This is a genomic window from Streptomyces sp. CG4, from assembly GCF_041080655.1.
Classification (GTDB): domain Bacteria; phylum Actinomycetota; class Actinomycetes; order Streptomycetales; family Streptomycetaceae; genus Streptomyces.
On sequence record NZ_CP163525.1, the window covers coordinates 8,867,565 to 8,891,635 of the forward strand.

At 72.8% G+C, this 24,071-nt stretch carries 20 protein-coding genes; 6 read left to right on the top strand and 14 right to left on the bottom strand.

Annotated features, from left to right (window positions below; genetic code table 11):
* Positions 1–398 precede the first annotated feature (398 nt).
* Entirely contained in the window at positions 399–1,382 is a 984-nt protein-coding gene (locus AB5L52_RS40885) for an aldo/keto reductase (protein ID WP_369368245.1), read from the top strand.
* Between the two features lie 38 nt (positions 1,383–1,420).
* Here AB5L52_RS40885 and AB5L52_RS40890 read toward each other — a convergent pair whose 3' ends face one another.
* The 8 genes from AB5L52_RS40890 to AB5L52_RS40925 all read right to left on the bottom strand — a co-directional run bounded on the left by AB5L52_RS40890 (position 1,421) and on the right by AB5L52_RS40925 (position 10,655).
* Positions 1,421–1,846: an SsgA family sporulation/cell division regulator gene (locus AB5L52_RS40890; protein ID WP_351031494.1), complete on the bottom strand. Its 426-nt coding sequence runs from the start codon at positions 1,844–1,846 to the stop codon at positions 1,421–1,423.
* Positions 1,847–1,906: 60 nt separating this feature from the next.
* Positions 1,907–2,947 carry a hypothetical protein gene (locus AB5L52_RS40895; protein ID WP_351031491.1) on the bottom strand — a complete coding sequence of 347 codons (1,041 nt, stop codon included), beginning with the start codon at positions 2,945–2,947 and terminating at the stop codon, positions 1,907–1,909.
* Positions 2,948–3,050: 103 nt separating this feature from the next.
* Positions 3,051–4,634 (bottom strand): protein kinase, encoded by a 1,584-nt coding sequence (locus tag AB5L52_RS40900; protein ID WP_369368246.1) that lies wholly within the window; start codon positions 4,632–4,634, stop codon positions 3,051–3,053.
* A gap of 207 nt (positions 4,635–4,841) precedes the next feature.
* Positions 4,842–5,807: a threonine/serine dehydratase gene (locus AB5L52_RS40905; RefSeq protein WP_369368247.1), complete on the bottom strand. Its 966-nt coding sequence runs from the start codon at positions 5,805–5,807 to the stop codon at positions 4,842–4,844.
* Positions 5,808–5,909: 102 nt separating this feature from the next.
* Entirely contained in the window at positions 5,910–6,929 is a 1,020-nt protein-coding gene (locus tag AB5L52_RS40910; RefSeq protein WP_369368248.1) for a polyprenyl synthetase family protein, read from the bottom strand.
* Entirely contained in the window at positions 6,926–7,966 is a 1,041-nt protein-coding gene (locus tag AB5L52_RS40915) for a tetratricopeptide repeat protein (RefSeq protein WP_351031480.1), read from the bottom strand. Before AB5L52_RS40915 ends, AB5L52_RS40910 begins: the two co-directional genes overlap by 4 nt.
* A gap of 188 nt (positions 7,967–8,154) precedes the next feature.
* A complete protein-coding gene (locus AB5L52_RS40920) occupies positions 8,155–8,832 on the bottom strand; it encodes an AIM24 family protein (RefSeq protein ID WP_369368249.1) in 678 nt (225 codons plus the stop codon).
* Between the two features lie 56 nt (positions 8,833–8,888).
* Positions 8,889–10,655, bottom strand: a complete 1,767-nt coding sequence (locus tag AB5L52_RS40925) for a CAP domain-containing protein (protein WP_369368250.1) — start codon at positions 10,653–10,655, stop codon at positions 8,889–8,891.
* A gap of 365 nt (positions 10,656–11,020) precedes the next feature.
* Between AB5L52_RS40925 and AB5L52_RS40930 the strand changes: the two genes are divergently transcribed.
* The gene (locus tag AB5L52_RS40930; RefSeq protein ID WP_351031472.1) at positions 11,021–12,799 is read left to right on the top strand and encodes a M4 family metallopeptidase; all 1,779 of its coding nucleotides are present in this window, start codon (positions 11,021–11,023) and stop codon (positions 12,797–12,799) included.
* 190 nt (positions 12,800–12,989) lie between these two features.
* Complete coding sequence (locus AB5L52_RS40935; protein WP_369368251.1) at positions 12,990–14,207, top strand: SGNH/GDSL hydrolase family protein; 1,218 nt, start codon at positions 12,990–12,992, stop codon at positions 14,205–14,207.
* Positions 14,208–14,237: 30 nt separating this feature from the next.
* Here the strand turns inward: AB5L52_RS40935 and AB5L52_RS40940 are convergent, their stop codons facing one another.
* The 3 genes from AB5L52_RS40940 to AB5L52_RS40950 are packed head-to-tail and all read right to left on the bottom strand — an operon-like array spanning position 14,238 to position 17,736.
* Positions 14,238–14,588, bottom strand: a complete 351-nt coding sequence (locus tag AB5L52_RS40940; RefSeq protein WP_351031470.1) for a UBP-type zinc finger domain-containing protein — start codon at positions 14,586–14,588, stop codon at positions 14,238–14,240.
* A complete protein-coding gene (locus AB5L52_RS40945) occupies positions 14,585–16,063 on the bottom strand; it encodes an ATP-binding protein (RefSeq protein ID WP_351562254.1) in 1,479 nt (492 codons plus the stop codon). Before AB5L52_RS40945 ends, AB5L52_RS40940 begins: the two co-directional genes overlap by 4 nt.
* A complete protein-coding gene (locus tag AB5L52_RS40950) occupies positions 16,060–17,736 on the bottom strand; it encodes an FAD-dependent oxidoreductase (RefSeq protein ID WP_369368252.1) in 1,677 nt (558 codons plus the stop codon). Before AB5L52_RS40950 ends, AB5L52_RS40945 begins: the two co-directional genes overlap by 4 nt.
* Positions 17,737–17,948: 212 nt before the next feature.
* On the opposite strand from AB5L52_RS40950, the gene AB5L52_RS40955 reads away from it, so the two are divergent.
* Positions 17,949–18,815 carry a universal stress protein gene (locus AB5L52_RS40955; protein ID WP_351562248.1) on the top strand — a complete coding sequence of 289 codons (867 nt, stop codon included), beginning with the start codon at positions 17,949–17,951 and terminating at the stop codon, positions 18,813–18,815.
* Between the two features lies 1 nt (position 18,816).
* Here AB5L52_RS40955 and AB5L52_RS40960 read toward each other — a convergent pair whose 3' ends face one another.
* From AB5L52_RS40960 to AB5L52_RS40970, 3 genes are all read right to left on the bottom strand, one after another.
* Positions 18,817–20,052: a DUF4032 domain-containing protein gene (locus AB5L52_RS40960; protein ID WP_369368253.1), complete on the bottom strand. Its 1,236-nt coding sequence runs from the start codon at positions 20,050–20,052 to the stop codon at positions 18,817–18,819.
* Positions 20,053–20,083: 31 nt separating this feature from the next.
* Positions 20,084–20,830: an MBL fold metallo-hydrolase gene (locus AB5L52_RS40965; RefSeq protein ID WP_351033159.1), complete on the bottom strand. Its 747-nt coding sequence runs from the start codon at positions 20,828–20,830 to the stop codon at positions 20,084–20,086.
* Positions 20,831–20,938: 108 nt separating this feature from the next.
* The gene (locus AB5L52_RS40970) at positions 20,939–21,568 is read right to left on the bottom strand and encodes an alpha-ketoglutarate-dependent dioxygenase AlkB (RefSeq protein ID WP_351033158.1); all 630 of its coding nucleotides are present in this window, start codon (positions 21,566–21,568) and stop codon (positions 20,939–20,941) included.
* Between the two features lie 64 nt (positions 21,569–21,632).
* On the opposite strand from AB5L52_RS40970, the gene AB5L52_RS40975 reads away from it, so the two are divergent.
* Positions 21,633–22,295, top strand: coding sequence for a TetR/AcrR family transcriptional regulator (locus AB5L52_RS40975; RefSeq protein WP_369368254.1), 663 nt, complete (start codon positions 21,633–21,635; stop codon positions 22,293–22,295).
* 100 nt (positions 22,296–22,395) lie between these two features.
* Complete coding sequence (locus AB5L52_RS40980; RefSeq protein WP_369369051.1) at positions 22,396–24,069, top strand: FAD-binding dehydrogenase; 1,674 nt, start codon at positions 22,396–22,398, stop codon at positions 24,067–24,069.
* Positions 24,070–24,071: the final 2 nt, after the last annotated feature.

A 24,071-nucleotide genomic window follows, 5' to 3' on the forward strand; every position in this document is an offset into this window, starting at 1 on the left:
GTCAGATGTGCGGCCGTGTCCACCAGCAGGACGCCGGTGTCGGCCCGCGTTCCCTCGGCGATCGTCAGTGACCAGCCGTGCGAGCGGTCTCGTGCCCGGACCTGCCTTGCCTGCCGCTCCGCCAGGCACTGTCGACCACGGCGAGCACCTGGTCCGGCCCGGTCCGGTCGGCGCACAGGCCCACAGTCCGTCGGCTGTGGTGTCGTCGGCGCCGTTGCGGTACGCCGGGCGGTAGAGCGTCACCTGCGCCGGGAGGCCCGGCAGTTCGGCTGTGGGCGCCGTCGGGATGGACCGAACCGTCCCCCAGCTAAGGAGAGTTGACCATCGAGGGAGCGATCGCCTGGTTGTGCTGAGCGGTCCGGTCCGAAAGTACGCGTGCCGGGTGACAGACTGGCGCCATGGACGAACGCGCATTCCGCAGGTCGGGTCAGTGGGCATCGACGGTCGGTCTCGGCACGTGGCAGCTGGGTGCCGACTGGGGCGACGTGGACGACAAGGAGGCCCTGGCCGTCCTGGAGGCGGCGGCCGAGGCGGGGGTCACCTTCTTCGACACGGCCGACGTGTACGGCGACGGACGCAGCGAGGAGACCATCGCCTCGTTCCTGCGTGGCCGGCCCGATCTGCATGTGCTGGTGGCGACCAAGATGGGCCGCCGGGTCGACCAGCTCCCCGAGAACTACGTCCTCGACAACTTCCGTGCCTGGAACGACCGTTCGCGCCGCAACCTCGGCGTCGACCGTATCGACCTGGTCCAGCTGCACTGCCCGCCCACGCCCGTCTACTCCTCCGACGCGGTGTTCGACGCCCTGGACACACTGGTCGAGGAGGAGCGGATCGCGGCCTATGGCGTCAGCGTGGAGACCTGCGCCGAGGCGCTGACCGCCATCGCCCGGCCGAACGTGGCGAGCGTGCAGATCATCCTCAACCCGTTCCGTATGAAGCCGCTGGACGAGGTGCTGCCCGCCGCCCGCGACGCCGGAGTCGGCATCATCGCGCGCGTGCCGCTCGCCTCCGGCCTGCTGTCCGGCAAGTACACCAAGGACACGGTGTTCGCCGCCAACGACCACCGCACCTTCAACCGGCACGGCGAGGCCTTCGACCAGGGCGAGACCTTCTCCGGCGTGGACTACGCGACCGGTGTCGAGGCCGCCGCCGAGTTCGCCGCGCTCGCCCCCGAGGGGTACACCCCGGCCCAGCTGGCGCTGCGCTGGATCGTCGAGCAGGACGGCGTGACCACGGTGATTCCCGGCGCCCGCACCCCGGAGCAGGCCCGCGCGAACGCGGCCGCCGCCAAGCTGCCGTCGCTGCCCGAGGAGACGTCCACCGCGATCCGCGAGCTGTACGAACGGCGGATCAAGAGCCAGGTCGAGCAGCGCTGGTAGGCACGGGGACGACGGTCGGCGCAGGGCGGTACTGCCGCTCAGCCCGCGGCGAGGATCTCGGCCACCAGCTCGTCGACGGAGACGCGTTCCCGTCCCGGCGGGACGACCCGGTGGGTCTCCCGCAGGAACGCGGCGACCATGGGCGCCCAGGCGAACACCACCGCGTGATGCCTGCCGCCGTCGGGCCGGACGTCTCCGAGGAACTCCATGCGCAGCTCGTGCCACGCACCGGTCGCGGCCGGCCGCAGCCGTACGTCCCCGGCGCCGACCGGCCGGAGAAGACCGTCGGAGAGCATCTCGCGGTCCAGCCGCCAGCAGGCCAGCACCCGCCCGTCGTGGCCGAAGACGGCGGTGACGGCGAACGGGTCGGCGGCGTCGTACCGGAGATGGGCGAACACGGCACACCGGCCGGTGCCCTCCGCGCGCAGCTGCACCACCAGGGTCGTGTGCACGGACGAGTTCACGCGAGGGCCTCCGGCGACGATCGGCTCACGTTCCTTTTGTACCCGTGCCGCCGGGAACGCTCACTCCTGCGACGGATTCCGCCCGGCCCCGCGCAGCGCGGCCAGGCAGCTGCCGATGGCCTGCTGGAGGTCCTCGAGGCGCTGGACCATGTCGTCCTCGTAGAAGTCCTGGGCGTCGTCGAAGGTGAGCTCCTCGAACGCCTTGGTCGCCTTCTGCAGGCTGCTGTAGAACTTCGTCCGCCGCTCCTGGACCCGCAGTTCGGGGTCGGCCTCGACCGCCTCGGCGACGAGCGACTTCATGGTGTCGTAGGCCTCGGTGGCCCACTCGCCGGTGTCCTCGCTCTCCTCCAGCTCGTCGATCAGCGACAGATGGCGCTCGGCCTCCTCGCGCAGCTCGGCAGGAGCCTCGACGGTCTGCCCGGCCGGCGTCCTGATCTGGCCGGACTCGGCGATCTGACGGACGTAGCCGATCCGGTCGGCGGCCCGGCTCTCGGTCGCGACGGCCTTCTTCAGGTCGTCGGTCCGTACGACGTCACGCGCCAGCTCGGCCTGCAGCTCGGGGTCCTCCCGCACCCGGTCCAGCAGGGCGGAGCGGGCGGCACGGGCGGTGGAGGGGTCGGCGAGGATCGCGGCGCGCAGCGCGGTCGGGTTCTCGGCGACCTCCAGCGCCTTGGTGGGGCGGATGCCCTCGGCCTCGGCGGCCTCGGCGATGGCGGTGCCGCGCTCGGAGGTCGCGCTGGTGCGGGAGACGTAGTAGCTCAGCCACACGTCCGCGTCCGGCAGGTCGACCTCCTGGCCCGGCTGCAGGGCCTCGAAGTGCGGCACGAGCCCGTCGTCGGCGGCCCGGTCCCAGGCCTTGTAGTAGCGCATGACCCGCTCCGGCGAGCAGTCGGCCAGCTGGGCGAACTCCTTCGCGGACACCTTCGGCGTCTCACCGGCGGCCTGCCCGCCGGGCCGCACGCTGCGGGCCACCATCAGCGCGAAGGCCCAGCCGCCGGTGCGCGCGTAGACGCCGAACTCCCGGGCGTCGCGCGCCACCAGGTCGGACAGCGGCTGTGCGGCCGGGGCGGACGTCTCGGACGGGTCGATGACCAGGGTCACGGATGACTCTCCTGCAAGGATGTTCAGATGTGCACAGGGTGCTCGGGGAACCGCACCCGGAGGCGGGCGCAGACAGGCAAGCGCAAGCCTATATGGGTCCCGGTCAGTCCCCTGGCGGCCGGAACGTCAGCAGGAACGTCTTCAGCGCCAGCCGGTTCGCGGCGTCGTCCCAGTCCGCGGCCGGGGTGGTGTAGCGCAGGGAGAAGGCGTCGCCGCCGCCCAGCAGGAAGCCACGCCCGAAGGTGTGCACGCGCGCGTCCCCGGTCCCCGCCAGCCACTCCAGGTCGGCGGCCTTGTGGCCCTGGTACGTGGTGGCGCGGACGGCGCCGACGCGCTGATAGCCGGGGAGCCGCGCCAGCTGCGGTTCGACGTCGTTCCGCCAGACGGCCACCGGGTCCGGGCCCACGTGCTCGCTGTGCGTGACGGCGAGGGTGGGGCAGTCGCCGCCCTGGCCGAAGGTGATGCGGTAGGCGTCGGTGACGCGGGTGGTGGTCAGCCGCTTCCAGCCGGCCGGAAGGGCGACGGAGAAGCCCTCCGGGGCGGTGTAGCGGTGGTAGCCGGCCGGCAGGGCGGCCGGGGTCGACGCAGTGGGGGTGGGGGTGGGGGTGCGAGTGGGGCTCGCGGACGGTGTCGCGGTGCCGCCGCCGCGCCGGCCGGCGGGCGGGGCCGAGGCGGTGGCGTGGTCCGGTGCCTGCGCGGTGCCGGTGCCCGGCAGTTGGTGCGTCGCGGCCAGGACGGCGGCGGCGACCGTGACGACGGCCAGCGCGGTACCAACCGCCAGGACACGTCTGCTCCGCTCCCCGCCGGCGAGGAACACCCCCCGGTACGCGCCGCGCAGCCGGGGCACGGGAGCCGGTTCCCGGTCGGCGTCGGTGTCCTCGTCGAGGGCTCGGATCAGCGCCTCGCGGACCACCGGCCGGGTCAGCCGCTCCCGCGAGTTCTTCCGCAGCAGCCCTTGTACGGCCTGGCTGAGGGGGCCCGCGCGCAGCGGGGTGCGCAGCGGCAGCCGGTCCACGGCCTTCAGGGTCGCGTCGGGCCGGCCGCGGTCCCGGAACGGCGGCCGGCCCTCCACCATCGTGTAGAGCAGCGCACCCAGCGCCCACAGATCGGCGGCCGGCCCGACGCGCTCGTCGCGAGCCTGCTCCGGCGAGGCGTACGACGGAGCCGTGAGCCGCGGCACCAGCGTCGCGCCGGCCAGCCCGAACCCGGCCACGACGACCGGGCCGCTGTCCCGCACGAAGACCAGGCCGGGGCTCAACTCGCCGTGCGTGATGCCCTCGTCGTGCGCGGCCTGCAGCACATCGAGCAGCTCCAGGCCGATCCGGGCAGCCACCACCGGGTTGAACGCGCCCTCACGGTCGAGGAGTTCGCACAGCGGCGTGCCGTCGATCCACTCGGTGACCGTCCACAGAGCACCGGCCTGCACCACCGCGTCGACGACCGTGGCGACCTGGCCGGGGCACAGCAGCCGCATGGTCTCGGAGGTCCGTACGACGCGGGCCGTGACCCGGCGCGCGTCGTCGTCCCCGGCAGGCTCCGGCAGGGCGGTCTGGGCCACCAGCCGGGGCTGCTCCGCCGCCACGTCCTCGGCGAACCACCACAGACGGTTCGTCTCGCGGGCGAGGACCTCCAGCAGCCGGTACCGTCCGGCGACCAACTCATGTGCGGAGACGTGCGCCTTGACCATGGTCACCCCTCGCTGATGGACCCCTGTTGTGTGTCTCACAGGGGGTACGCGCCGCACGCGGGGATGCGTTCAAAGAATCCGTGACTCGGGTGCCATTCCTGCCTTTCATTCAATTCTTCGAAAGGGCTTTCGAGTTTGCGATGACCGCACCCGGCGGTCGTTCGACCTGCGGGTAACCGAGGGTAAATGGCCGGGCGCGGCCCCGTCTCACAGCAGCCCGAACCGCTCGCCCCAGCCGGTGAGTTCAAGCGGAGTCGTATTGCCGCCGCACACCACGAGTCCGATCCGGGCGCCGCCGCCGACCCGGGCCACCACCTGCCGGGCCGCCGGCAGCAGACAGCCCGCGGCCGGCTCGGCCCAGACCTTGGCGTGCTCGGCGAGGTCCAGACAGCCCTGCACCGCGTCCCGGTCCGGGACCACCAGCACCTCCTCGACCAGCGCGGACACATGGTCGTACGTCAGCTGGGACGCGGAGGGCGCGCTGAGCGTGGTGACCACGGACGACAGGGGCACCGGCACCGGGCCGCCCGCCTTCAGCGCGGCCGACATCGCCTCGGCGCCCTCGGTCTCCGCGCCCCACACACGCACCCCGGGACGCCGGGCGGCGAGGGCCGCAGCGATCCCCGCGATCAGCCCGCCGCCACCGATGCTGACGACGACGTCCGTCAGCTCCCCGTCCTCGACGTCCTCGGCCAACTCCATGCCGACCGTGCCCTGTCCGGCGATCACCACCGGGTCGTCGAACGGGTGGACCAGGGTGAGACCCTCGTCCCGCAACCGCGTCACCAGCTGGAACGCGCTGTCCATGCCGTCGGTCAGCCGCACCGACGCCCCCGCCGCCTCGGCGAGCGCGAGGGAACGCGCGGGCGCGGTACGGGGCATGACCACGGTCGCCTTCACATCGAGGGCGGCGGCCATCACCGCGAGGGCGATGCCGTGGTTGCCGCCGCTGACCGCGACCACGCCCGCCGCCCGCTCCGCCTCGCTCAGCGACAGCAGCTTCGCCGTCGCCCCGCGGGCCTTGAACGAGCCGGTGCGCTGGAGCAGTTCCAGCTTGGCGGTGACCGGGACGCCGAGCAGCGCGGTCAGGCCCGGACTCGCCACGGTCGGTGTCCGTACGACATGTCCGGCGATCCGCTTCGCCGCGGCTTCGATCTCCTTGCTGCCGATCAAGGTGCTTCACCCTTCCGGCGCGGGGGTGGGGGCCGCGCCGTTTCGCACCCTGACCCGCGCGGACGGCCGCGGTCAACACGGTTTCACCGGGCGACCGCGCGATCAGAACGCGCGGTCCGCCAGCTGGTCCAGCAGCCGGCCCAGATCCGCGACGGCTTCGCCGGCCAGCGGCGCCTGTGCGAGCAGCGTCCGGGCAGCGGCCGTGTGCGCCCGGGCCTCGGCCAGTGCCGCCGTACGGCCGCCCGCCGCCTCGATCAGCGCGGCGGCCTCCTCGGCCCGTCCCGGCGCGTCGAGCAGCTCGGGCAGTCTCTGGGCCTTCGGGGAGCCGAGCGCGGCCAGCACGGGGTACGTCTTCTTGCGCTCGCGCAGATCTCCGCCCACGGGCTTGCCGGTGACGGCCGGGTCGCCCCACAGGGCCAGCACGTCGTCGACCAGCTGGAAGGCGACGCCGAGATGCCGTCCGGCCCGGTCCAGCGCAGCGGCCGTGGCCTCGTCCGCCCCGCCGAGCACGGCGCCCAGCGCGGCGGCACAGCCCAGCAGCGCGCCCGTCTTGCCCTCCGCCATCGCCCGGTACTCCCCGGGCGTCACCCGCTCCGGGCCGGTGCACGGCCGGGTGGCGAACAGTAGGTCGTCGGCCTGCCCGCGGACCAGATCGGCGAGCGCCGCCGACAGCAGTCGTACGGCGGCGGCTCCTTGCGGCGTGGTCGCGAGGGTCTCCACGGCCAGCGCGAACAGGGCGTCCCCGGCGAGCACCGCGGGGCCCGTGCCGTACGCCTTCCACACGGCGGGGCGCCCGCGCCGCATCGGGTCGCCGTCCATGATGTCGTCGTGCAGCAGCGAGAAGGCATGGACCAGCTCCACCGCCACCGCCGCCGGGACGCCGGCCCGCCCGTCGGCGCCCGCCGCCTCGGCGCCCAGCACCGCCAGCGCCTGCCGTACGCCCTTGCCGCCCGGCGCGGCGGCGGGCGCCCCGCCGACCTCGCACCAGCCGAAGGAGTACGCGGCCATCTCGGCCACCCACGGATGCAGCCGCTCCACCGCCTCCCGCAGCGCAGGCCGCACCAAGTCCCGGCAGCGGGTGAGGACTTCGGGCGCCGCCGGCGGGGCCTGGATCGCGGTCACCGAGCCACCGCCGCGGCGAGGCCGAACTCCTCCTGCGCCCGGGCCACCATCTCCCGGGCGTGCTTCAGCCCGCTCCGCTCCAACGTTCCTGCAAGATCGGCGAGTTCGGCCGCCGTCTCCGCGCGGTCCCGGCCCAGCTGCGCCAGCGACTTGGCGAGGCCCAGCCGGGCCAGTGCCTCACCGCGCGGCTCACTCATCGCCCGGAACTCCTCCAGCGCCAGCTCGTACAGGTCCCGCGCCTCCGCGTAACGCCCGGCCCGGTACAGGACGTTGCCGCGCATCTTGTGGTTGTAGGCGAGCGCGCTGGTGAGGTTCATCGCCCGGCAGCCGGCCTCCGCCCGGGACAGCAGTTCCAGGGCGCCCTCGGTGTCCTTGTCGCGCACCGAGAGGATGTCGGCGAGCCCGCGCAGCGCCCAGGCGTGCCCGCGCCGGTCCTCCGCGCGCTCGGCTATCTCCGCCGCCTCTTCGAACAGCGCGTACGCCCGGTCGTGGTCACCGGTGTTGCGGTGCATCTGCGCTATGCCCTCCAGCGCCCACACGGTGTGCCGGGCCTCACCGCGCTTGCGCGCCTCGGCCAGCAGCTGCTCGTGCAGCCGGCCGACCGCCGCGTAGTCGCCCTGGATCCGGCCGGTCTCCGCGAGCCCGGCCAGTGAGTAGCCCCGGACGACGATGTCCCCGCCGCGCTCGCCCAGTTCGGCCGCGAGCCCGAGCAGCCGCCAGGCCAGCGGGAAGGCTCCGCGCTGGCGGGCCAGGGTGCCGCCGCTCCACAGGGCCCACGCCATCGCCGCGGTGTCGTCGGCCGCGCGGGCGGCGCGGTAGCTCGCCTTCCAGGCCCGGTCCGCGTCTCCCACATGGCCGAGCCGCCGGTGCGCCTCGGCGACGGCCAGCCCGCAGCGGGCCGCCTCGGCGGGGCGCCCGGACCGCTCGGCCTCGCGCAGCTTCTCGGTGCCCTCCGCCAGCACATCGACCAGCGAGGAGTTCACGGACAGGGTGGTCAGGGCGCCCTGGTACTCCGGGGCGAAAGCCTTGCCGTACATGTGTACCTTTCTATACACGGCATGTATACATCGCGTGTATAGGGTGGGGGAAATACGCCCCGGCCGAAGGGACCGGGGCGTGTCGGTCTGTACCGATCAAGACGCGGGTACGGCGACGGGGGTTGCCCGTGCGGCGCGGATCACGCTGTGAAGGTTCGTGCCACCGGGTTTTCGGTGCCTCTGGGTGATCAGTGCTGCTGGTTCTTCTGCGGGGTCAGCTCGCTCGGCCGTACCACGACGAAGCCCTCGCCCTGGAGCATCAGCTGCACGGCTTCCCTCGAACCGCCGCGGAGCATCGAGCCGATGGACTGGGAGCGGTGCAGCGAGGTCTGCAGATGCGCGGTCCAGCCGACCACCGCGTCCGTGTCGACGTACACAGGGGACTGCGCGGAGACCGGGATGACCAGCGGGTTTCCCTCGCAGACCAGACCGAGCCGGCCCTGCCCGGTGAACACGCTGTTGAACAGGCCGCCGCCGGCGATGCCCGAGCCCTTCACCGTCCTGATGTCGTACGACAGTGAGGCGTCGAAGCACAGGACGTTGCGGCCATTGACCGTGAACTGGTCACCGGGCTCGACCTCGATGATGAAACAGTTCTGTGCCTCGTGCGCGAACCAGGCCTCACCCTGGCCGCGCACCGCCATGAGGGGCAGCCCCTCGCCGGTGACCGCACGCTTCAGCATGCCGCCGACGCCCTGGACCTTGCGCTCGAACTTGAGGTCGCCCCGATAGGCGACCATCGCACCCTGGCGGGCGTACATCTCACCGCTCACGGTGTACCTGACGCACTTGGCGTTCTCGACGGACATGCCCGGCTCCACGGCCGGCTGCACCACGTGCGCACTGGAAAAGAGGTCACCTTTCATGCGGGGCATGGTGTCCCGAGGGAGGCCGTTCCGCCAAGATCACGGAGCGTGCCCGGTCAGCCACCGAACAGCTGGGTCCAGTAGGTGCCCGCCCGGCCGCCGCCCGCGAAGCCGACGCCCATGCGGCCGAACTCCCGCTTCAGGATGTTGGCGCGATGGCCCGGACTGTTCATCCAGCCGTCCACGACCTCGGCGGGGGAGCGCTGGCCGCAGGCGATGTTCTCGCCGATGGTGAGCAGGCGGGATCCCGCGGCCGCGGCCCGGTCCCAGGGCCGGGAGCCGTCGGGGGAGGTGTGGTCGTAGAAGTCGCGGGCCACCATGTCCGCGCAGTGCGCCTGCGCGGCTGCCGTGAGCAGCGGGTCCGTCGCGAGCGGCGGCAGGCCGGCCCGGCCGCGCTCGGCATTGGTGAGCGCGACCACCTCGGCGGCCGAGCGCGACAGCGCGTCCGGGGTGAGCGGCGCGGCCCACAGTGCGGTCCAGTACCGGTCGCCGGCCTCGGCGTGGGCCAGGGCGGCGTGCCGGAAGGCCGGGTCGAGCAGGGTGCGCCGGGACCGGTCCGAGCCCAGGCAGTACTCCACGAACTCGGCCGGTGAGCGCGGGCCGGACACGAGATGCTCGCCCACGGTGGCGTACGCGTACCCGGCGGCGGTGATCCGCTGATGCACCGAGACACCGTCCCGCCCCTCGGCCGCGAGCCGTCCGGCATCCGCCATGGCCTGCGCATGAGCCCACGCGGCGGAGCCGAGCCGGGGATCGTCGCCGACGGCCACCGAACCGGCTTGCGCCCGGGCGGAGTTGACCAGCCGGAGAAACTCGCCCGTGACGGCGTCCGTGGGTCGACGGGGCGGTGGTCCTGCGGGGCTTTGCGTGGGTGGGGTGGGCATCGGGCCTGCGGCCCTGTCCGCGAGTCGGCGGGGTGTCGGACCTGCGGTGCCGTCCGTGGGTCGGCCGGATGGCGGGCTTGTGGAGTCGTTCGTGGGTCGGCGGGGCGGTGGAGCTGCGGGGCTGTGCGTGGGCGGGGTTGCCGTCGGGCCTGCCGCCCTGTCCGTGGGGCGGCGGGTTGTCCGGTCTGCGGGGCTTTGCGTGGGCGGGGTGGGTGTTGGCCCCGCGGCCCTGTCCGCGAGTCGGCGGGACGTCGGGCCTGCGGGGCCGCCCGTGGGTTTGGTGGTCGTCGGGCCCGCAGCTCCTCGCGTAGGTCGGCCGGATGGCGGGGTTGTGGAGCCGTTCGCGAGTTGGTGGGGCGGTGGGGCCATGGGGCCGTCCTGGAGTTGGCCGGTCTTCGTGCGGGAGCCCATTGCCGTGGGTGGGGTGCCTGTGGTCGGCGGTGGCTGGCTGCCGTCGTCCGTGATGTTCACGCCGAAGTCCCTGGCGAGTCCGGCCAGTCCGTCCGCGTAGCCCTGCCCGATCGCCCGCAGCTTCCAGCCGGTGCCCGGTCGGAGATACAGCTCGGCGAGCAGCAGGACGGTCTCCGGGCCGGGGCGGGGCGGCGTGAACCGGGCCACCGTACGCCCGGAGCCGTCCGTGACCTGGAGCCGGGGAGCGGGCAGCCGCCCCAGTGGCGTACCGGGCTCGGCGGCGCTCACCACGACCGTGACGCGGCAGGCGCCGCCGCGCAGCCGGGCCGGGTCGACGTCCAGGCCGTCATCGCGCAGCCGGACCCCCGGCGCCCGCGGCTGGTTGTAGAACACGAAGTCGGCGTCGGATCCGACCTTGCCGTCCGCGCCGCCGACGAGCCCGGACACGTCGAACGGCCCGGTCACCCGCAGCAGCACCACACCCGCGGGCAGCGGCACATTGCCCCCGGCAGCCAGCTCGCTCGTCACACACAGGACAACGCCCGCACCTCGTGGGGAAGTTCCCGCGAACCGGCCCGAAAGGGGCGCGGGGCGGTTTCGCAGCGCCGTCAACCACAGTGCCGTGGGTCACATTCCGGCTCTGGAACCCCGGGGATTGAGCCAACGTCTCCACAACCGACACACAGCTGGTCAGCTGGTGATCACTCTGTGGTCGACATTCGTAAAGGATTGTCATAGAAGACCACGAAACCGATCATTCCGGCTTTACGTGCACATGACTGATCCGTAAGGGTTACGCCCCAGGGCCCGACCAGCCCTCGTGACGCTCAACCGCGCCACGTCTCAAGGCGGTTGGTGACCCCTGCTGCCTTCGCACAAAGGAACCCTGATCCTTGCGTAGACCCCACATACGCAGCGTCGCTGTCGCCATCGCGGTGACGACGGCTGCCACGGGCCTGGCCGGCACGGCTTTCGCGGGTCCCACCACGGAGGTTGAGCGGTCCTCGGCCTCCGCCACGACGAACGCCACGGCGGTGGTGGAGGCGGCGCGCACCGCGGCCTTCGCCCACGACGCGGCGACCGGCGTCTCCAAGGGCGACGAACTGCACGCCCAGGACGTGATGCTCGACCCCGAGGGCGCGCGGCACGTCCGGTTCGTCCGCACGCACGACGGCCTGCCCGTCCTCGGCGGTGACCTCGTCGTCCACCTCGACCACCAGCTGGCCTACACCGGTGTGACCCGCGCCGCCGGCCACACCGTCACGCCGGCCACCACGCAGGCCAAGCTGACCGCGGACCAGGCCGCCGGCAAGGCCGCCGAGGCCGCCAAGGGCGACGCGGGCGACGCGCAGCTCGTCGTCGACGCCCGCGACGGCTCCGCCGCCCTGGCCTACCAGGTGACGGTGACCGACGAGCAGGGCACCAACACCGTCGTCGTCGACGCCGTCACCGGCAAGGTGCGCAGCAACACCCCCGACAGCGACGAGTTCCTGTCGCCGAAGCTGCTCGCGAACCTGCACCGGCAGGGCGAGACGATCGACCCGGCCACCGGCACGGCCGCCGCCTCCCCCGAGGCCGGCCTCGTCGGTTCCGGCGCCACGGGCTTCCCGTCGGCGGCGAAGGGCACCGGCAAGACCCTCTTCGTCGGCAACGTCCCCCTGACCACCACGCAGACCTCGCGCGGCCACTACCAGCTCAAGGACCCGAGCCGGTACGGCACCGAGACCCGGGACGCCAAGGGCAAGACCAGCGAGAAGTTCAGCGCGGGCACGTCGTTCACCAACACGACCGACGTGTGGGGCAACGGCACCACGGGCGACCGGGCCAGCGCCGCCGCGGACGCCCAGTACGGCATCACCAAGACCCTGGACTTCTACAAGTCCACCTTCGGGCGCAAGGGCATAGCCGACAACAGCAAGGCAGCCCAGGGCATGGTCCACTGGGGCAACAAGGTCGCCAACGCCTTCTGGGACCCGGCCTGCAACTGCATGCTGTACGGCGACGGCGACGGCAAGACCTTCAAGAAGCCGCTGGTCGTCCTGGACGTCACCGGCCACGAGCTGACGCACGGCGTGGTCGACGCGACCGCCAAGCTGCAGCCGACCTACGTCGACGCCGACGGCAACCAGTACGGTGAGCCCGGCGCCCTGAACGAGTCCCTCGCGGACATCTTCGGCTCGAACGTCGAGTTCTACGCCAACAACCCGAAGGACACGCCGGACTACCTGATCGGCGAGAAGCTGGGCCTCGCCCAGAAGTTCCTGCGCCGCCTCGACCACCCGTCGCTCGACAAGCTCGAGGGCACGATCGACTACTGGTCGTCGGCCACGTACAACGCGGAGGTGCACGCCGGTTCCGGTGTCTCCTCGCACGCCTACTACCTCCTCGCGGAGGGCAGCGGCAAGAAGACGATCAACGGGGTCGCCTACGACTCGCCGACCTACGACCACTCCACGGTCAAGGGCATCGGCCGCGCCAAGGCCACCGCGATCTTCTACCGTGCGCTCACCCGCTACATGGTCTCCACGACGGACTTCCACGACGCGCGCGCCGCGACACTGAAGGCGGCCAAGGACCTGTACGGAGCGAACAGCACCGAGTACAAGACGGTGGACAAGGCGTGGGCGGCGGTCAACGTCACCGCCGCCAACACGCCGGCTCCCCGTCACTGACGTACGACCGCACCACCGGATGCCCCGCCTCGCGCGGGGCATCCGCATGTCCCGGTACAGCGGCGGAAATCCCTACCGAGGTGCGCAGCCGCCGCGTTGGCGGGAACATGTCCTGCGTGGAGTACGCAGGTGTGTCCCGGACGGTCCACAGGCGACCGGGCGGGTCCGTCACGTTCCGGGACCCCGCCCGGTGACCGGCCGCACCGGACGCGGCTGCCGCATCGCCGCCGCCCTGCTCACGACTGTGGCCTGCCAGCCCCCGGCCGCCGGGGCGGACGCCCTGCCCGCGTCCGCGGAACGGGTCTCCGGCGTCGTCACCTGGGCGGCCAGCGCCGACCTCCTGGGCGAGGGCGCCGCCGACCGGAGCTACCGGCTGATCGTGCACACCAGCGTCGGCGGCACCGCCCTGCGCGTCCGCGTCACCAACGCCTTCGGCGACCGGCCGCTCACTCTGGACAGCGGCTACGCCGGCCTGCGCGACCGGGGCGCCGCACTGCGCCCCGGCAGCAACCGGCGGCTCACCTTCGGCGGCGCCCGCACGGTCACCGTGCCCGTGGGCGCCGTCGCCTGGAGCGACCCGCTGCCCGGCACCTGGCCGGCCGGCACCGACCTGGCCGTCAGCCTGCACACCCCCGACGCGGCCGGCCCGGCCAGCGGCCACTTGCTCGCGATGCAGACGTCGTACACCGGCCCGGGCGACCACACCGCTGAGGAGAGCGCCCGCAACTGGGGCCGGACGACAGGCTCCTGGTGGTACCTGGACGCCGCGTCCGTACGGCCCTCCCGCGCGGCCACCGGGGCCGTCGTGGCGCTCGGCGACTCCCTCACCGACGGCCGGCGGTCCACCCCCGGCCTGAACCGCCGCTGGCCCGACTACCTCGCCCGGCGCCTGCACACCGCCCGCACGGACGTCGAAGGCGTCGCCGACGCAGGAGTCTCGGGCAACCAGGTCCTCGCGGACGACGCCGGGCCGAGCGCCCTCGACCGGCTGGACCGCGACGTCCTGTCCCAGCCCGGGCTGCGCACGGTGTTCCTCTTCGAGGGCGTGAACGACGTCAAGGCGCACACCGGCGTCACCGCGGCCGACCTGATCGCCGGATACCGGGAGATCGCCCGGCGGGTGCACAGCGCCGGGAAGTGCGTGGTCGTCGCGACGCTCGGGCCGTTCAAGGGCTGGCCCGAATGGGATCCGGCCGCCGAGTCGGTACGCCAGGACGTCAACCGACTCCTGCGCGGCAGCCGGGACTTCGACGCCGTCACCGACTTCGACCGCGTCCTGCGCAGCCCGCGGGACCCTGAGCGGATCCTGCCGTACTTCGACAGCGGCGACCATCTGCACCCCGACGACCGGGGGATGCGGGCCCTGGCCGACGCCGTCGACCCGGACCGCCTGAACTGCGCGCGCTGACCCGGGCCGGCCCCTTCACCTCGCCCCGGCTCAGCGCAGCGTCTCGGCCCAGTTCTCCGGCACCCGCCCCGCCGGGCCCGGGACCGGCTGGTCCGCGGGGTGGCTGGCGGGTGGGGCCAGTTCGGGGCCGGTGGGGTACAGCTCGTCGGTCGCGTAGTTCCAGAACCAGTCCTCGCCCGGCTCGAAGCTCCGGATCACCGGGTGCCCCGTGGCCTGGTAGTGGGCGGTGGCATGCTTGGCGGGGGAGTCGTCGCAGCAGCCGATGTGCCCGCATTGCGCGCAGCGACGCAGATGGAACCACCAGCCGCCCGCCTCCTCGCACTCCACACACCCGGTGCCGCTGGGCGGGACGTTCACATCGAAGCCCTCGACGATTCTCATACGGCTTCCTCCGCTTCCTCCGCTTGCTCCTCGGGCGACTCGGACGGGTCGGCGGTCAGGGGCAGCAGCACCTGGAAGCGGGTGTCGCCGGGCACCGACTCCACCCGCAGGGTGCCGTGGTGCTTGTTGACGACGATCCGCCAGGAGATGTCCAGGCCGAGCCCGGTGCCCTCGCCGACCGGCTTCGTGGTGAAGAACGGGTCGAAGATCCGGTCCTTGATCTCGGGCGGGATGCCGGTCCCGGTGTCCCGGAACTCCACCAGCAGCCGCTCGTGGTCGAGTCCGGTCCGCACGGTCAACGTACCCGTGCCCCCCGCGCTGTTGATGGCCGAGACCGCGTTGTCGATCAGGTTGGTCCACACCTGGTTCAGCTCCGCCGGATAGGCGGGCACCGGCGGGAGCGTGCGGTCGTACTCCTTGACGACCTCGATCCCGGCGCCGATCTTGCCGGACAGCATCAGCAGGGTGCTGTCGAGGAGTTCGTGCACGTCCACCGCCCGGTAGGGCGCCCGGTCCAGCTGCGAGTACTGCTTGGCCGCGTCGACGAGATGCGAGATACGGGTGGTGGAGTCCTCGATCTCGTTCATCAACAGCTCGGTCTCGATGGTGTAGTTGAGCCAGGCGACCGCGTTGACCAGGATCTCCTCGTCGACGGCCGCCGCGACCTGCTCCAGCCAGTCGACGTCCAGCCCGGCCTGCACGAAGGTGGGCGCCGCCTGCCAGCCGTAGTCGATCCCGTGGTCCTCCAGCCAGTCGGTGAGCAGGTCCTCCCGGTCGGCGGCCTCCAGAGGACTGAGCACCGGGGCCTTGGCGACCCGCTCGGCGGTGCGCTCCTGGATCTCGATCAGGCTCGCCAACTGGTCGCGGGAGAAGGGGCCTTCGGTGATGACGGCGAGCTTGTGCCGCATCTTCGCGACCCGTTCGCGGAGCGTGGCCGTGGCCCGTACGGCCGCCGCGGCGGGGTTGTTCAGCTCGTGCGTCAGCCCCGCCGACAGCGAGCCCAGCGCCAGCAGCCGCTCCCGCTGCCCGATCGTCGCCTGGGTGTTCTTCGCCCCGAAGAACAGGCCCTCCAGCAGATGCACGGCCATCGGGAACCACTCGGTCATGACCTCCGCGAAGATGTCCGCCGGCAGCACGAAGAACCGCGTCGGCTCGGTCACCCGCATCGAGTTGTTGTAGACCTGCCGCACCCGGTCGCCGAGGTAGGCCTGCATCGCGCCCGCGTACACACCGGGCTGCGAGGTGCGGGTGACCTCCACGTCGTCACCGGCGACCCGGCGGGAGAGCACGACCGTGCCCTCGATCATCACGAAGAAGCAGGTGGCGGGCGCGCCCTCGGTGTACACCGGGCCGGGCTGGAACAGCTCCACCCGGCCTTCCGTGCACAACCGCCCGAGCTGCTCGGGGCTCAGCTTCTCGAAGAGGAACAGCGCGCCGATCTCCTTGGGGCTGCACGGCACGATCCGACCGCTCATGACTGCTCCAGATACCGGTGGACGAGCATCACGGCCATCGCTCCCTCGCCGACGGCGGACGCGACGCGCTTCGCGGACTCGGCGCGTGCGTCACCCGCCACGAACACGCCGGGAACGCTGGTCTCCAGGTGGTACGGCGGCCGGTCCAGCTCCCAACCGGCCGGCGGCCGCCCGTCGGCGGTCAGGTCGGGCCCGGCGAGGATGAACCCGCGCTCGTCGCGCAGCACCGCATCGCCCAGCCAGTCGGTCAGCGGAGCGGCACCGATGAACACGAACATCCAGTGCGCCTCGACCCGTTCGCTGTCCCCGCTCACTGTGTGACGCAGCGTCAGCTGCTCCAGGCGGTCCGCGCCGTGCGCCGCGTCCACCACCGTGTGCGGGCGCACCGAGATGTTCGGCGCCTCGTTGATCTGCTGGATCAGGTAGTGCGACATCGAGGCCGACAGGTCGGCGCCGCGCACCAGCAGCGTCACCGACTTCGCGCCCCGGGACAGATACATCGCAGCCTGGCCCGCCGAGTTGGCGCCGCCCACGATGTAGATGTCCTGTCCCTGGCAGGCCGCCGCCTCGGTCAGCGCCGAGCCGTAGAACACCCCGCAGCCGGTCAGATCGGTGCAGCCCGCGGCCTCCAGCTGCCGGTACTGCACGCCGGTCGCGAGGATCACGCTGTGCGCGGCGATCGCCGAGCCGTCCGCGAACCGCACGACCCGGGCGGCGCCGTTGACCTCGAGTCCCGTCACCTCACGGGCGGTCAGGATCTCCGCGCCGAACTTGGCCGCCTGCCGCCGCGCCCGGTCGGTGAGCTGGGCGCCGGAGACCCCGTCGGGAAAGCCCAGATAGTTCTCGATCCGGGAGCTCTGCCCGGCCTGCCCGCCGGTCGCCGACCGCTCCACGAGCACGGTCCGCAGCCCTTCGGAGGCCCCGTACACGGCCGCGCCGAGCCCGGCCGGCCCGCCGCCGATCACGATGAGGTCGTAGAAGTCCGCCGTCGGCGTTGTCGCCAGGCCCACCCGCGCCGCCAGCTCGGGTGCCTCCGGCTCGACCAGCGTGCTGCCGTCCGGGGTGATCACCAGCGGCAGCCGCTGCCCGTCCTGCCCGGCGGCCGCCAGCAGCCGCTGCCCCTCGGGCTCCTCCACCGAGTACCAGCGGTACGGCACCTGGTTGCGGGCCAGGAACTCGCGCACGTCCGACGACCGCGCCGACCAGCGGTGCCCGACGACCTTCGTGCTGGGCACGGGCCGGTAGGCGCTGGTGCGCCAGGCCTCCAGCAGGTCGTCCAGGACCGGGTAGAGCTTCTCCTCCGGGGGGTCCCAGGGCTTGAGCAGATAGTGGTCCAGATCGACCACGTTGATCGCGTCGATCGCCGCGTTGGTGTCCGCGTACGCGGTGAGCAGCACCCGGCGCGCCCCCGGATAGACGTCCAGTGCCTGTTCCAGGAACTCGATGCCGTTCATCTGCGGCATCCGGAAGTCGGCCAGGATGACCGCCACGAGGTCGCCGCGCAGCTTCAGCTCGCGCAGCGCCTGCAGCGCGGACTCCCCGGACTCCGCGCGCACGATGCGGTACGACTCGCCGTAGCGCCGCCGCAGATCGCGGGCGACGGCGCGGGAGACCCCGGGGTCGTCGTCCACGGTCAGGATGACGGTCCGCGCTGTATCGGCGGCCTGTGCCATACGTCTCCCACCCCGAGCGTCTGGTTCCACGGGCCGGTGCCGTGGAGACCACCGCACCGGTTCGCAGCCATCGTATGTTCGATCGCCCGGCTTCGCTCCGGATACGTCGCGAGCCCCCTGATCAGGCCCGGCGCCTGTGTTTCTGCGGTCGTGGCGCGACCGCGAGATGATCGTTCCCGCGAGACACGCCGCGACGACGAGGAGGCCCACGCATGACACGTCCGATCACGGCAGGGGTGGACGGCACGGAGGAGAGCCTCGCCGCGCTGGACTGGGCCGGCCGGGAGGCCGTTCGGCGCGGGCTGCCGGTGCGCGTGCTGCACGCCTGGCGCTACGCCGCCTCGCTCGCCACCGCCGACCGGGACACCCAGCACGGATGGGTGGCGGAGGGCGTGCGGGAGGCCGTGCGCACGGTCTGCGAACGGCACCCGGGGCTGGCGGTGAGCGTCGACCTGGTCGAGGGCGAGCCCGCGCACGCGCTGGCCCGCGCGGCGGCGGAGGCCGAAATGCTGGTGCTGGGCTCGCGCGGGCACGGGCCCGTCATCGGCTTCCTGGTCGGCTCGGTCGGACAGCAGGTGATCGCCGAGGCGGCCCGGCCGGTGGTCCTGGTGCGCGCCGGGGACCAGCCGGCGGCGGAGGCGGCCGGGCGGGACGTCGTCGTCGGCCAGCACGGCGACCCCGAGGACAGCGCGGCCACGCTGCGGTTCGCCTTCGAGACGGCGGCGGCCCGGGGCGCCACCGTCCGGGCCGTACGGGCGTGGACGCTGCCACCGGTCTTCGCCTACAGCCCCGGCTCGCTCGGACTGCTGGACGACGCCGGTGGTCTGGAGCCGTACGAGCGGGAGGCGCTGGCCGAGGCGCTGCGGCCGTGGCGGGAGCGGTTCCCCGGCGTGCCCGTGGCCGAGCACGTCGAGATGGGCAGCGCGGGCCAGGTACTGCTGTCGATGGCCGGCCGGGCCCAGCTCATGGTCGTCGGCCGCCGGGCGCACCGCAGCGCCGTGGGCGGCCGGATCGGCTCGGTCGCGCACGGGGTGCTGCACCACGCCGACTGCCCGGTGGCCGTGGTCCCGCACGCCTGAGTCACTCGGCGTCGACCGGCCCCAGGGCGGCCCGCGCCTCGGGCAGGACGTGCGCGATGTAGTCCTTGACGGCGGTGTCGAGGCCCATGTCGTGCTGTGCGTGTTCGGACAGGTACCAGCGGTGTTCGAGGAGCTGGTGGTAGATCTCGGCCGGGTCCATGGCGCCGCGCAGCTCGGGCGGCACGGCCCGCACGGTCGGCCGGAACACGTCCCGCACCCAGCGGTGGGCGAGCACCTCCGGACGGGCGGCGAGGGGATCGCCGGGCGCGTAGTCCTCCTGGGTGGCCATCCAGCTCTCCAGGTCGCCGAGCAGCCGCCGCGCCTGGTTCTCCTCGGTGTCCAGGCCGGTCAGCCGCAGCAGCTGGCGCTGGTGGTGGCCGGCGTCGACGACCTTCGGCACGAAGGTGACCGTGTCGCCGGTGGAGGAGTGCTCGATCTGCATCTCGGCGACGTCGAAGCCGAGTTCGTTCAGGCGACGGATCCGGCGCTCGATGTAGTGGTACTTGCCCGCCGGGTACACCGAGGTACGGGTCAGCTCCTGCCACAGCCCCTGGTACCGGGTGCAGATCTCGTGCCCGAACTCCACTGGATCGACGGACGGGTGCAGCGCGCCGGACGCCTCCAGGTCCAGCAGTTCGCCGCTGATGTTGACCCGGGCCAGATCCAGGTCGTACTCCCGCTGCCCGGGGCTCAGCCGGGGATGCAGTTCTCCGGTCTCGGCGTCGACCAGATAGGCGGCGTAGGCGCCCGCGTCCCGCCGGAAGAGGGTGTTGGACAGCGAGCAGTCGCCCCAGGCGAACCCGGCGAGGTGGAGCCGGACCAGCAGCACGGCCAGGGCGTCCATCAGCCGGTGCATGGTCGCCGGGCGCATGGTGGTCTCGAACATCGAGCGGTACGGCATCGAGCCGCGCAGATGCCGGGTGATCAGCACCGGCTCCAGCGGGGCGCCCGCGCCGTCGGTGCGGCCGGTGACGACCGCGAGCGGGTCGACGGCGGGGATGCCGAGCCGGTCCAGGTCGCGCAGCAGCCCGTACTCGCGCAGCGCCGGCCGCTCGGCCAGCTCCTTGACGGCGATCACCTCGTCACCGGCGTGCGCGTACCGCACGACATGCCGCGAGATGCCCCGCGGAAGCGGCACGAGGTACTCCTGCGGCCACTGCTCCAGGGGCACGTCCCAGGGAAGGGCGAGCAGGAGCGCGGGATGCTCCGGGTTCGTGGCACTGATCTGCAAGGCCATGGCACGAACCCTAAGGCCCCGCTCGGGTGTTCTAGGAGGCCCGTTCCCGGGCCCGGTCGGCCGCCGCGCGCACCGAACCCCGGTGGACCGGCCCGTGTCCCGGCAGCAGGGTGTCGCCGTCGAGCGCGCCGATCAGCGCCAGCGAGTCCACGACCCGGGCGCGCTCGTGGTGGAAGAAGTCGGGCAGGATCTGCGGTCCCTGGATGCGCGAGGTCGCGTGCCCGCTGACCAGCGCGTCGCCGGAGATCACGAGGCCGGCCTCGGGGAGGTGGTAGACGCAGTGTCCGTCCGTGTGACCGGGGGTGTGCACGGGCACCGGGCGGCCGGGCAGGTCCAGCGGGCCCTCGCCCGGGAACGGCTCGGGCGCGGTGACCGGGTTGTGGTCGGTGCCGCCGACCTGGAGGACGTGTCGCGCCCATGACACGACCCCGGGCCGCCAGGCGTTGCGCACCACGTCGCCGATGGTGGCCTGCTGCAGGAACTCCCGCCGCGCGTGCGGCACTTCGGCCGGGTGCAGATAGACGGGGGTGCCGTGGGTGGCGCGCAGGTACTCGGCCGAGCCCAGATGGTCGTTGTGGGCGTGGGTGATCAGTACGGCGGCGACCGCCTCCGGCGAACTGCCCACCGCGGCCAGGGACTCCAGGACTCCCTCCCGGTCCCCGGGGTAGCCGGTGTCCACGAGCGTGACCGCGTCGCCCTCCTTGAGGATCACCCAGTTGACGTGGTGGCCGTGCACCAGAAAGGTGCCGTCGGCGACTTGGTGTACCTCTGCCCGCATGATCTCCCCGAGCGCTGTGCGGCTGGCCGTCGGGGACAGCCAACCAGATGTGCGGACGCCTCGCACCAGGGGGTGACCGGACGCGAGGACGCCGGGGGATCGGGCGCGTCAGCGTACGCCGTGCGGCCGGAACTGGATGCTGATGCGCGGCCCCGCGGCTCGCGCGGTCTTCGGTACGCAGTGCTCCCAGGTGCGCTGGCAGGAGCCGCCCATCACGATCAGGTCGCCGTGCCCGAGCGGCCGCCGCACCGTCGTGCCGCCTCCGCCGGCCGGACGCAGCAGCAGGTCCCGGGGCGCGCCGACGGAGAGGATCGCGACCATCGTGTCCTCACGGGCGCCCCGGCCGATCCGGTCCCCGTGCCAGGCCACGCTGTCCCGGCCGTCACGGTAGAAGCACAGACCGGCGGTCGTGAACGGCTCGCCCAGCTCCGCGGCGTAGTGCCGGGACAGGGCCGCGCGCGCCTCGTCCAGCAGCGGGTGGGGGAGCGGGTCCCGCGCCCCGTAGAAGGCCAGCAGGCGCGGTACGGCCACCACGTTGTCGTACATCTTGCGGCGCTCGGCGCGCCACGGCACGTCCGCTGCCAGCTGCTCGAACAGGGCGTCGGCCCCGCTCAGCCAGTCCGGCAGCACGTCGATCCAGGCTCCGGCGCCCAGCTCGGTCCGGCGCAGCCCGTCGAGCGGGCCGAGGCGCAGCTCGTCGGTCTGGTCGAACAGGGAGGCCTGGAGGTGCGTGGACATGGGTCCAGAGTACTCCGCAATCGAAAATGTGTTCCCATAGCATGCGAAGGGTTTCGATACATCGATGTATCGGATACATTTGCGTATCCAAAGGGGAGGTGCGGCGGTGGAAGACACCCCCAAGCGCGTCACCCGGCGCCGGGCCGCCACCCGGGCCAGGCTGCTGGAGGCCGCGTTCGAGGTGTTCGCGGCCAGGGGCTTCGGACGCGTGTCGATCGAGGAGGTCTGCGAAGCGGCCGGTTTCAGCCGCGGCGCGTTCTACTCGAACTTCGCCACGCTGGACGAGCTGTTCTTCGCGCTCTACCAGGAGCGCGCCGACCTCATCGCCTCCCAGGTGGCCGAGGCCCTCGCCCAGGACCGCCCCGGACTCGACGTGCCGGCCTCCGTGGACCGGGTCACCGAGGTGCTGCTCCTCGACGTGGACTGGCTGCTGGTCAAGACCGACTTCCTGGTGCACGCCGCCCGCGACCCGGAAGTGGCCCGGGCCCTCCTTGGCCATCGCGCCCGGCTCCGGGAGGCGATCGCCGACCGGCTGCGCCGGGCCCGCGGCCACACCGAACTGCCCGCCGTGCTCGGCGACGCGGAAGGCGCCGCGCACGCCGTGGTCGCCGCGTACGACGGCGTCACCGTCCAGCTGCTGCTGGACAAGGACGTCGAGGCCGCCCGGGCCTGGCTGGGCCGGCTGCTCACCGCCCTGCTCACGGACGGCAGCCGCAGCCCCGCATGACCCCGCACACCCCTGCACGACCCGTGCAGGGGCGCAGGACCCCGTACCACCCGCAGGTGGACCGTCAGGCATGAGGACCGTCAGGAAGGACACAGTCACGATGGACGCGGACGTCATCGTCGTCGGAGCGGGCCTCGCCGGCCTGGTCGCGGCGCACGAACTCACCAGCCGGGGCCGCCGGGTGGCCCTGGTCGACCAGGAGAACGCCGCCAACCTCGGCGGACAGGCGTACTGGTCCTTCGGCGGGCTCTTCCTCGTCGGCTCCCCGGAGCAGCGCCGCCTCGGCATCAAGGACTCCTTCGACCTCGCCTGGAACGACTGGCGGGGCAGCGCCCGGTTCGACCGGCTCGACGACGAGGACTCCTGGGCCGTGCGCTGGGCCCGCGCCTATGTCGAGTTCGCAGCCGGCGAGAAGCGGTCCTGGCTCCGCAGCCACGGCATCGAGCTGCTGCCGACCGTCGGCTGGGCCGAGCGCGGCGACCTGAGGGCGGGCGGGCACGGCAACTCCGTACCCCGCTTCCACATCGCCTGGGGCACCGGCACCGGCGTGGTCGAACCCTTCGTGCGCCACGCCCGCCAGGCCGCCCGCGACGGACTGCTCACCTTCCACCACCGCCACCGGGTCGACGAGCTGGTCGTGGAGGACGGCGCGGCGCGCGGGGTGCGCGGCACCGTGCTGGCCGAGGACAGCTCGCCGCGCGGCGTCGCCTCCAACCGCGACCGCGTCGGCGATTTCGCCCTCACCGCCCAGGCGGTCGTCGTCACCACCGGCGGCATCGGCGCGAACCACGACATCGTCCGCCGCTACTGGCCCGCGCGGCTCGGCACCCCGCCCGCCGAGATGGTCACCGGCGTCCCGGCCTACGTCGACGGCCGGATGCTCGACATCAGTGCCGAGGCGGGCGTCCGGCTGGTCAACCGGGACCGCATGTGGCACTACACCGAGGGCCTGCAGAACTGGGACCCGATCTGGCCCGGCCACGGCATCCGCATCCTGCCCGGCCCGTCCTCCATCTGGCTGGACGCCCTCGGCCGCCGCCTTCCCGACCCCTGCCTGCCGGGATACGACACCCTCAGCACCCTCCAGTACCTGCGCACCACCGAGGACATCGCGGACTACGACCATTCCTGGTTCATCCTCACCCGGAAGATCATCGAGAAGGAGTTCGCGCTCTCCGGCTCCGAGCAGAACCCGGACATCACCGCCAAGGACCGGGGGGCCGTCCTGCGCGACCGGCTGCTCGGCAAGGGCGCGCCCGCACCGGTGCGGGCCTTCGTCGACAAGGGCGCGGACTTCGTGACCGCCGGCAACCTGGAGCAGCTGGTCGGCAAGATGAACGCGCTGACCGACAAACCACTGCTGGACGCGGCCGAGGTGCGCCGCCAGATCGAGGCCCGCGACCTGCAGCTCGCCAACCCCTACAGCAAGGACTCCCAGATCCAGGGCATCCACAACGCCCGCCGCTACATCGGCGACCGGCTCGGCCGGGTCGCCACCCCGCATCGCATCCTCGACCCGGCGGCGGGCCCCCTGATCGGCGTCCGGCTGCATGTGCTGACCCGCAAGACCCTCGGCGGCATCCAGACCGACCTCGACTCCCGGGCCCTCGCCGCCGACGGCACGCCGATCGACGGGCTGTACGCGGCGGGCGAGGTGGCCGGCTTCGGCGGCGGCGGGGTGCACGGCTACAACGCGCTGGAGGGCACCTTCCTCGGCGGCTGCCTCTTCTCGGGCCGGGCGGCGGGCCGGCACGCGGCCCGGCACACGGCCTGACG

Coding starts and splice junctions, on each gene's coding strand:
- AB5L52_RS40950 (WP_369368252.1), bottom strand. CDS start 17,736: ATGGCACAGGCCGCCGATACAGCGCGGACCGTCATCCTGACCGTGGAC.
- AB5L52_RS40975 (WP_369368254.1), top strand. CDS start 21,633: ATGTATCGGATACATTTGCGTATCCAAAGGGGAGGTGCGGCGGTGGAA.
- AB5L52_RS40915 (WP_351031480.1), bottom strand. CDS start 7,966: ATGTACGGCAAGGCTTTCGCCCCGGAGTACCAGGGCGCCCTGACCACC.
- AB5L52_RS40945 (WP_351562254.1), bottom strand. CDS start 16,063: ATGAGCGGTCGGATCGTGCCGTGCAGCCCCAAGGAGATCGGCGCGCTG.
- AB5L52_RS40965 (WP_351033159.1), bottom strand. CDS start 20,830: ATGCGGGCAGAGGTACACCAAGTCGCCGACGGCACCTTTCTGGTGCAC.
- AB5L52_RS40940 (WP_351031470.1), bottom strand. CDS start 14,588: ATGAGAATCGTCGAGGGCTTCGATGTGAACGTCCCGCCCAGCGGCACC.
- AB5L52_RS40960 (WP_369368253.1), bottom strand. CDS start 20,052: ATGGCCTTGCAGATCAGTGCCACGAACCCGGAGCATCCCGCGCTCCTG.
- AB5L52_RS40980 (WP_369369051.1), top strand. CDS start 22,396: ATGGACGCGGACGTCATCGTCGTCGGAGCGGGCCTCGCCGGCCTGGTC.
- AB5L52_RS40970 (WP_351033158.1), bottom strand. CDS start 21,568: ATGTCCACGCACCTCCAGGCCTCCCTGTTCGACCAGACCGACGAGCTG.
- AB5L52_RS40955 (WP_351562248.1), top strand. CDS start 17,949: ATGACACGTCCGATCACGGCAGGGGTGGACGGCACGGAGGAGAGCCTC.
- AB5L52_RS40885 (WP_369368245.1), top strand. CDS start 399: ATGGACGAACGCGCATTCCGCAGGTCGGGTCAGTGGGCATCGACGGTC.
- AB5L52_RS40900 (WP_369368246.1), bottom strand. CDS start 4,634: ATGGTCAAGGCGCACGTCTCCGCACATGAGTTGGTCGCCGGACGGTAC.
- AB5L52_RS40920 (WP_369368249.1), bottom strand. CDS start 8,832: ATGAAAGGTGACCTCTTTTCCAGTGCGCACGTGGTGCAGCCGGCCGTG.